The 8896-nt window shown below is 52.2% G+C and carries 5 protein-coding genes; all 5 read left to right on the top strand.

Features of this window, described 5'->3' with window-relative positions:
• The first annotated feature begins 141 nt into the window (after nucleotides 1-141).
• The 5 genes from IPZ49_RS19920 (at nucleotide 142) to tssA (ending at nucleotide 8863) form a co-directional block, all read left to right on the top strand.
• Nucleotides 142-2076 (top strand): DUF3274 domain-containing protein, encoded by a 1935-nt coding sequence (locus tag IPZ49_RS19920; RefSeq protein WP_063932761.1) that lies wholly within the window; start codon nucleotides 142-144, stop codon nucleotides 2074-2076.
• An 88-nt stretch (nucleotides 2077-2164) separates the two neighbouring features.
• Nucleotides 2165-2428, top strand: a complete 264-nt coding sequence (locus IPZ49_RS19915) for a PAAR domain-containing protein (protein WP_032648447.1) — start codon at nucleotides 2165-2167, stop codon at nucleotides 2426-2428.
• Nucleotides 2428-3858 (top strand): hypothetical protein, encoded by a 1431-nt coding sequence (locus tag IPZ49_RS19910; RefSeq protein ID WP_058688795.1) that lies wholly within the window; start codon nucleotides 2428-2430, stop codon nucleotides 3856-3858. The genes IPZ49_RS19915 and IPZ49_RS19910 overlap by 1 nt, the downstream gene beginning before the upstream one ends.
• A gap of 5 nt (nucleotides 3859-3863) precedes the next feature.
• Nucleotides 3864-7262, top strand: a complete 3399-nt coding sequence (locus IPZ49_RS19905; RefSeq protein WP_063932762.1) for an ImcF-related family protein — start codon at nucleotides 3864-3866, stop codon at nucleotides 7260-7262.
• Entirely contained in the window at nucleotides 7262-8863 is a 1602-nt protein-coding gene (gene tssA / locus IPZ49_RS19900; RefSeq protein ID WP_033486887.1) for a type VI secretion system protein TssA, read from the top strand. Before IPZ49_RS19905 ends, tssA begins: the two co-directional genes overlap by 1 nt.
• The last annotated feature ends 33 nt before the right edge of the window (nucleotides 8864-8896 follow it).

Here is an 8896-nt window from a genome sequence, read left to right as displayed (position 1 = left end):
GGATTGAAGATGAAGTTTATAAAGATGGAATTAAATTTCCGACGTCAAGTATTGATGTTAAATATCAATGTAATAAAAATATTAAAGCTAAAGCCATCACATATACTAATGAGTCAAATGGGAAAAAGGAGGTGGTGAAAAATGAACAATAATTATGAACCTGTTCGGGTACTTGAATGTAAGTTTGATGATAATGGGCATCCTTCCTGGCGTTCATTTCCCTCTCATAAAAATTGCCAAATCAGAGGTGGGTGTGATTTACCTCCACATTTGCCTGGAATTATTATTCTTGTACATGGTGTTAACTCGACAGGAGAATGGTTTTCAATTGCTGAGGACAAAATTTGTGATGGCCTGAATAAGAGACTTGGATTAAAAGGGACTGATTATAAACTGGTGGCTAATAAATATTTTTCTGATGAAAAAATAGAGATTGAACCTCTTATAGAAAGAGATTTGCCTGCGCCTAAGAAGGAAACCTCTCCAGTCATTCGCTTTTACTGGGGGTATGCTTCACCTAAAGGTAATGAAGATAAATATGTTATACCGTTAGCCAATAGGAAAGACGTTGATTACCATCACTTAAAAAGGCAAGGCATGCCTCATGAAAATATTATTGCTCAGGGGCCATTTTTCTGGGGCGGCGGGCCATTCCAGAACGGTACAAATAATCTGCACTCTTTATGGAGTGAGACAGGGTTTAAAGAGAGAGTAGCAGGTATCAAAGTCCAGTGGTTTAATGAAGACAAAGATCGCCTGTTAACCAATGCGCCACCGCGAAAATACTACGCGCATGCTGCAAAACGCCTTGCAGACCTGGTTGACAGTATTCGTAATAAATATCCCAAAGATACAGTAACCATTATTTCTCACAGCCAGGGAACCATGGTTGCAATGGCTGCGGTAGCGATAGCCAGGAATGTACCTGATGCATTATTTGTACTTAATTCTCCTTATGCACTGGATCATAACGATCTTAATGGGGCGTCACTTCCGGCAGATGAGTGCATTTCGCCAGAAGGGCGGCAGAATACGTTATCTGCCATCATTGATAAGGTGGCTTCCAGAAAAAATCATTTATCATCACTGGGCTATGAAGGGCTTTGTGTCGGACAGACGGTAGATAAAAAGAACTGGCGACCAGATGTCGCTCTTGCCAGTGAAAGTGGCAGCAGTCTTGCCGAACGAGATAACCACGGACGCACTTATATTTACTTCTGTCCTCATGATCGAGTTATGGGGTCACGTCCGCTACGCTCAATTGGCTGGCAGGGATTACCCAATAATTCTCAGGGGCAGCCTCATCCTCTGCTGAAAAAGCATCAGGGAAATTTATTTCAGCGCATGCTGGCTCGCAGTACTCCATGTGGCGAAGCGCCAAATCCCGCAACACCTTTTGCAAAATTGCCGGATGGTAAACCGTTCTGGGATGATAAAGGCGACAAGTATCAAAGCAGTAGTTTCACCTATCCAGATCCTCCGGAATGGCAAACGGTTTTTATTAATGCCGAAAAGGTACCTGAACCTATAGATGCTGCAAAATTAGCTAATTTTGATGTATCACGTGTTGGAGCTGAACACGATGACAGACAGATAGATGGCTGGGGGGAAATTAATCCGGATAAAAATCTAAAAAACGACAATACCTATGACAATTACATCAATTTATACCCCAATCAGGATATTGTGATTGGATTTAAAAATGTGGGAACTGAATCTGAGCCCCGAATGGTGCCTGTGACCCGTAAGGAGACATTTGAAGAAAAGGATCTTCGTATAAGAACCTATGTTTCTCAGCCCACGGATCATAGTACTCTTCCTATGCGTGCTGATTTCATGTCTCAGGTGGTGGCATATGATTTACCGATTGGGTATTGCGATGCAACCTGGGATAAAGAATTTATGGCAGATTTACGGCGAAAAGCGGACTGGACGCAGGGAGAGGATCCTTATCTCTCCAGTGGAGAGCCAGACAAAGTACCTGAACCTGATTTAATTAGTCAGGACACTGTTGTTGATGAATTTTATAAAGAGCAAAGTAAGCTGCCAGCATATAGAGCTGTAAATAAAGCATAAACACACTTCGGTAGGTTGTTGTTCAGTGGGTTTGCTAAAATTCAACGCTATATAGTCAGTTGTTTTCTTCGAATTAAAGGATTAGCAAATGGGGAAATTTGTCGTCGTTTTAGGGGATGCCACTACGCATGGTGGCAAAGTCACATCAGCCTCATCCAGTTTCGATATATCCGGTAAAAATGCCGCACTTTTGAATGATACCGTCAGTTGCCCGGAACACGGTATGAATAAAATTATTGAATGCGATGTTTCTGCGTATGAAGAAAACGGGCGTGGAATTGTATTGCATGGCTGCAAGACGCAGTGTGGTTCGAGTGTCATCGCAAGTATGCCGGATATGGAGGTTGGCTGATGGGATGGTCTCTTCCGGAAGTGCCTGAAAAAGAGCAGGCACCATCCTGGTCACCGTGGAACTGTCTGTTGATTATTATTCTCGGACTTTTCACCGGGCTGCTTGTTGCTGTACTGAAATCTCCGGCGACAGGGTTACTTTCATTGAGCAGTGGGGCCTGGTTGCCACTGACGGCCTGGACATTTGCGGGCATTTCGGCAGCCATCGCGGTTTACACTTTCAGGCAGGAAATGCTGGCAGTTCGTGTCTGGAACTGGAATGAGTGGTGCCGGAACATGCGTCTGAAGTGGCGCTTACGTGCACAACAGCATCTTGTCATTCTCAGCCATGTTTTCATTACTGCCGATACGGGACTGTTAGATCGTCTCGCACATACGCAGGAAGAGGAAAGTGCAGACACATCGCCTCTCACGATGTTGCCAGACGAACCGCTTACACCCGGTATTTCACGTTTTGAGCAGCTGCTTCGTCATCTCATTGCTCAGATAATGCCCTCGATTCGGCGGCGATATTCTTCCGGCCCACTCCAGATTATTGTTCAGACCAACGGTAGCGACAAAGACCGTGAATCTCAGTCTTTCTATCGTATCTGGTCAGCAGGTTCCCCTCCCTGGAAAGCTGAGATTCATTTTCAGGACGTAGACTCATCCTTTGATGACTGGAATCAGTTTGTGGCGTCAACAAAGCGGCCCGTACTGGTATTGGCAATGCACTATCGTTTGCCCAATGATGTTCTGCCGGAATTTGCCAGCGCGTTATTTTTGATGCCACCATCGATGCTGAATCCGGGTGAGCAAAAAAATGCATTACGGCTTTTCCGGGCGATGCCGCTCAACACCCGTATGCTTGCAACGGAACTCACTGAATTACGGGATATGGCCCTCACGTCTGCCAGCAAGAAACACCTTGTCTGGCACAGTGGGCTCACAGATGCGCCAAGACAGTCAGTGAGCATGGTGCTGAATGATCTGTCGGTTCCTTTGTACGATAGCATTGGCACTGGCGGTGTCATTGACTATGACACCGCCAGTGTCCGGTATGGCGGTCTTGCTGGCTGGGCAATGACTGGCGCTGCGGCTGAGATGGCTGCTTATGGCCCCACCAGCCAGTGGCTTCTTCTCGAAGGTGAAGACGATGCCTGGGCTGTGTCGCTCGGAAACGCCGCTCCTGCAGTCGGGCATGATCATTTCGTGATTCAGCCTCCCTTTCCCGGGGGATCTGTTCTTATGGCATTACTGCTTAATGCTGGGCTGTACAGTCTGATGATCCGCTATTTCCCTTCAACTGCATTCTCCTGGGCAGGGATCTCTCTTCTTCTGCTGTCAATGATTGTGACATTGCCTGGGCTGGCCATTTTGCTGAGACGAATTACAGCCCGTCTTCAGCGCCCGGAATTTATCAGGGTTGCACGACACTCCGGAAAGGAATAACCGGCATGAAAAAGGTTTCAAAGCCACTGGGAGCAGGACTACTTATCGTGGCAGTTCTGCTGATGATACTCTTTATTTTTGCACAGACAGCGCAGTTACCGTCCGGTAGCGGTGACGATAATTTCTGGTATGTGCTGGCAGGTTGCATCATTCTGACCGCCACATTATGCACCCTGGTGTTCTTTACGTTGTCCAGGCAACAAAATCCCTCTCCCGTTACGCCTGATGGTGAAAACAATCCCAACGAAGAAAGCGCGTCGGATCAATATGATTTTTCAGCACTGAGCAGGAATCTCAGAAGGCGGCACTCGTTCTTCTGGCGGCGTAAAGTCCGCCTGCTGCTGATCACCGGCGATGAAGGCGCGATTGAGCAACTGGTACCCGGCCTGCAACAGCAGCAGTGGCTTGAAGGCAACCGCACCGTGCTGATTTACGGCGGCAGCCTGGCATCGGAGCCTGACCGCGAAAAATACACCGCGCTGCGTAAACTACGCCGTGGACGCCCGCTGGACGGGATTATCCGTGTACTGCCCGAGTCGCTTAATCTTACCCCACATATCAGCGATAGCGATTTACGCGGCCTGGAAAAAATCAGCGAACTGCTGCGTTATTCCGCTCCGGTCTGGCTGTGGCAACTGTGCAGCAGTCACTGGTCGCAGGGTACGCGTCCTGAGCAGGCGGTAGGCGCAAGCTTTCCACCACGCGCAAAAGAAGACGATGTGATCCGCCAGCTGGAACTGATGCTGCCGGCCCTGCGGACGCAGGGGATGAGTCAGGTCGCGGAAAACAGCAGCCACGACTTCCTGCTGCGCCTGAGCCAGCACCTGAACGACGGTGCTATTGCCCGCTGGGCTCAGCAGTTGCAGCCATGGCTCTTTGTTTCTCAGCAGCGCGTCCCGCTGCGTTGTCTGATGTTCAGCCTGTCGGAGAAGAAACCTGCCGGAATGTCAGCGGAAACAGCCGACGCTGAGAATTATGGATCACAGCGTCATGCCCTGACTCTGCCAGCAACCTGGCAGGGTATTGTTGACGACTGCACCCGCATACGTGGCCGTCGTGTCGGTATGCCGTGGGAACGAGCGCTGGCCTGGGCACTGATGGCCATCATCAGTGTCTGGGGGGTAGGGACGCTGCTGTCGTTTGCGGTCAACCGGTCACAAATCGTTTCTGTTGCACAGCAGGCTCATGCTCTGGTGGACCACCCTTCTGTATCGGATTACCAACTGACTGCCCTGCATGCTTTGCGTAATGATGCCGGTCGCCTGCTGCACCATATTCAGGACGGCACGCCATGGTATCAGCGCTTTGGTCTGAACCATGATCAGCAGTTGCTTGACGCAATGCTGCCCTGGTACGGGGTGGCGAACAACCGTCTGATACGTGACCCGGCAAATGAAGCGCTTAAGCAGAAGCTCATTGCGCTGGTCAATTCGGCACCCAACAGCGACCAGCGGACACAGATGGCGAAACCGGGTTATGACCAGCTGAAAGCCTGGCTGATGATGACCCGGCCGGATAAAGCTGATGGTGCATTCTACGCGCAAACCATGAAAACCGTGCAGCCGACGCGTTTAGGCATCTCAGCTGGCCTGTGGCAAAGCCTGTCACCGGATTTGTGGGCTTTCTACATCAACGAACTGCCAGCGCAGTCACAGTGGAAAACCACACCGGATGAGCAACTGGTCAGCCAGAGCCGCCAGGTGCTGTTGCAGCAAATTGGACGGCGCAACGCGGAAAGTACGCTGTACGAGAACATGCTCAAATCCGTGCGTCGTAACTTCGCCGATGTGTCTCTGGAGGACATGACCGGCGGTACCGATGCCCGTCGCCTGTTTACCACTGATGAGGTGGTGCCGGGCATGTTCACCCGTCAGGCCTGGGAGGGAGGTATCCAGCAGGCCATTGAGAAAGCGGCAAACTCCCGCCGCGATGAAATTGACTGGGTGCTGAGCGACAGCCGGAAAGCCGTCTCCTCAGACCTGTCGCCGGAAGCACTGAAAGCACGTCTGACGGAACGCTACTTCACCGACTTTGCCGGTAGCTGGCTGAGCTTCCTCAACAGCCTGCAACTTAATCCGGCAAACAATATTGCAGACGTCACCGACCAGCTGACGCTGATGAGTGATGTTCGCCAGTCACCGCTGATTGCCCTGATGAACACCCTCGCCTGGCAGGGGCAGACCGGCCAGAAGAGTGAAGACCTGTCGGATTCCATCATCAAATCGGCTAAAGACCTGGTAGGCGGGAAGGACAAACCGGTAATTGACCAGTCAGCCTCAGGCCCGCAGGGCCCACTGGATGAAACCTTTGGACCGTTGCTGGCACTTATGGGTAAAAACAAAGGCAGCAACGTTATGTCGGCTGACAACTCACTGAGCCTGCAAACGTATCTTACCCGTATCACCCGTGTGCGTCTGCGTCTGCAACAGGTCGCCAGCGCCTCTGACCCTCAGGAAATGATGCAGAGCCTGGCGCAGACCGTGTTCCAGGGTAAAAGCGTGGATCTGACCGACACCCAGCAGTACGGCAGCCTGATTGCTGCAAGCCTGGGCGAAGAGTGGAGTGGTTTTGGCAGCACCATGTTTGTGCAGCCACTGACCCAGGCCTGGGAAACTGTGCTTCAGCCATCGGCAGCGAGCCTGAATGACAAATGGAGTCGCTCCGTGGTGGCGAACTGGCATACGGCATTTGACGGACGTTTCCCATTCGCGATCAGCAAGAGTGATTCCTCTCTGCCAATGCTGGCTGAGTTTGTGCGTAAGGACAGCGGACGCATTGAGCGCTTCCTGACCGCGGAACTCGGCGGTGTGCTGCATAAGGAGGGCAGCCAGTGGGTGCCAGATAAGGTTAATAGCCAGGGGCTGAGCTTTAATCCAGCCTTCCTGCGGGCGATTAATCAGCTCAGCCAGCTATCGGATATCTTATTTACCGACGGCAGTCAGGGCATCAGCTTTGAGCTACAGGCGCGTCCGGTACCGCAGGTGGTAGAAACGCAACTGACTATTGATGGACAAAAGCTGCACTACTTCAACCAGATGGCAGACTGGCAGAGCTTCCGCTGGCCTGGTGACACCTACAAGCCCGGAACCATGCTGACATGGACCACCGTCAATGCGGGTGCACGTCTGTTTGGTGATTACAGCGGAACCTGGGGCTTTATTCGCTGGCTGGATGAAAGTAAGAGAGAGCAGCTTGACCGCAGTCAGTGGATGATGAGTTTTACCACCCCGGATGGTCGTACCCTACAGTGGGTACTGCGTTCACAACTGGGCAGTGGGCCGCTGGCGTTACTGGCACTCCGGGGTTTTACGCTGCCAGATCAAATATTCAGCGTCGACAGCGCGGCTATGGCGCAGGCGCTGATGACCAACACAGAAAACAGTGACATGGACGGAGTCGAATAATGGACGCTTTGCAGAATCTGGTTGTTGCCTGCCAGGCGGATGAAACCTTGCTGCGACAGCAGGCGCAGTCACGTATGGAAAGCTGGCAGAGCTGGCTTACCCCTATCAGTGAGATCAATCCTACAGGAGAAGACCCGGGTTATGACGATGATTTCCAGCGTATCCGGGAGGAGGTCAATAAACTTTCCGGCATTGATACCGGGCTGATTTGCCAGCTGGCTGAAAAGGTGCTGACCACAGAGGCCAAAGATGTCCGGGTTGCTGCTTACTATTGTTGGGCGCGCTTGCACCAGGACGGTGAAACCGGGTTTGCTGAAGGGCTTGAGTTACTGGCGGGATTACTAACCCAGTATGGAACACAGCTCCATCCTCAGCGCGAGCGAAGCCGTAAACCGGCGCTGGAGTGGCTCGCAGGCTCTCGTCTACTTGACAGCCTGTTACTCTGGCCAGAAGTGGTACGCGACGATGCCCAGCGTACGACCGGTGCGTTGCTGCTCATCCGAGACAGTCTTGAAACTGAGTCGGAAGCGTCACGTCCAGATCTGAGTGCCCTGTACAGCGCGCTGGGAGCCCGCCTGATGAAAGCCGGTGGCGTGGATGCGGTAATGCCCCAGAACGCCAGCAGTCAGACACGCCCGCAGTCGGCATCTCATACGTCAGAACAGGATGCGCCAGTGCTGAGCCGCATCACATCCGGTCAGGATTTGCTGGCTCAGGCCCGAACCCTGACGGGATATTTGCGTGAGCAACCTGATGGCTGGCTTGCCGCACACCGGCTGATGAAAAGTCTGCGTCACGACACGCTAAGAGCAATCCCGGCACCGGATGCCGAAGGGAAAACGCGCATCGAACCGCCGCGGGCTGACCAGCGTGCAATGCTTAAACGGCTGTATTTGCAACAGAGCTGGCTGGAGATACTGGAACAAGCGGACAGCACTTTCTCGCGTGGCGCCAATCATCTCTGGCTGGATTTGCAGTGGTATATCCATCAGGCCCTGATTAAATCAGGCCAGGATGTGCTGGCCGATATCATTACCGCTGACCTGAAAGGGCTGCTGCGGCGCCTTCCTGGACTTGAAACGCTGGCCTTCAATGACGGCACACCCTTTGCTGATGAGGTCACGCTGAACTGGATAAACCAGAGCGTGCTCGACGAGATGTCCAACTGGCGGGATGAGTCTGTCAGTGCCTTGAGTGAAACTGGCAACGATATTCTGGCCCTTGAACCGGAAGCACTGGAGAAAGCTGACACGGATGGTCTGGATGCCACACTCCACTGGCTGCAAACGCGCCCGGGCACCGACACCACAAAAGACAAATGGTTGGTGCGTCTGCTGATGGCACGTGTGGCTGAGCAGAAGGGTAAGAATGAACTGGCGCTGCATCTGCTGGGTGAGCTTGACGCTGCAGCACAGGCCATCACCCTCACTCAGTGGACGCCAGCGCTGTTGTTTGAAGTGAAATCGCGCCGCCTCAGGCTGCTGCGTATGAAAGCCGCCCGCAGTGAAACCGATAAGTCACGGCTTCAGCCAGAGATGGACCAGCTTCTGGCGGGCCTGATTGCCCTTGACCCGGCAGGCTGTGCGGTACTTTGCGGGTAAAGCGACTGACATACCTTTAAAACACACATATTC

The organism is Enterobacter cloacae complex sp. S2, assembly GCF_015159675.1.
Lineage (GTDB): Bacteria > Pseudomonadota > Gammaproteobacteria > Enterobacterales > Enterobacteriaceae > Enterobacter > Enterobacter intestinihominis.
This window is presented reverse-complemented; position numbering and strand designations above follow the sequence as displayed.

Bases quoted from the DNA above. Each gene is read 5' to 3' on its own strand.
- IPZ49_RS19920 (WP_063932761.1), top strand. From the start codon at position 142: ATGAACAATAATTATGAACCTGTTCGGGTACTTGAATGTAAGTTTGAT.
- IPZ49_RS19915 (WP_032648447.1), top strand. From the start codon at position 2,165: ATGGGGAAATTTGTCGTCGTTTTAGGGGATGCCACTACGCATGGTGGC.
- IPZ49_RS19910 (WP_058688795.1), top strand. From the start codon at position 2,428: ATGGGATGGTCTCTTCCGGAAGTGCCTGAAAAAGAGCAGGCACCATCC.
- IPZ49_RS19905 (WP_063932762.1), top strand. From the start codon at position 3,864: ATGAAAAAGGTTTCAAAGCCACTGGGAGCAGGACTACTTATCGTGGCA.
- tssA (WP_033486887.1), top strand. From the start codon at position 7,262: ATGGACGCTTTGCAGAATCTGGTTGTTGCCTGCCAGGCGGATGAAACC.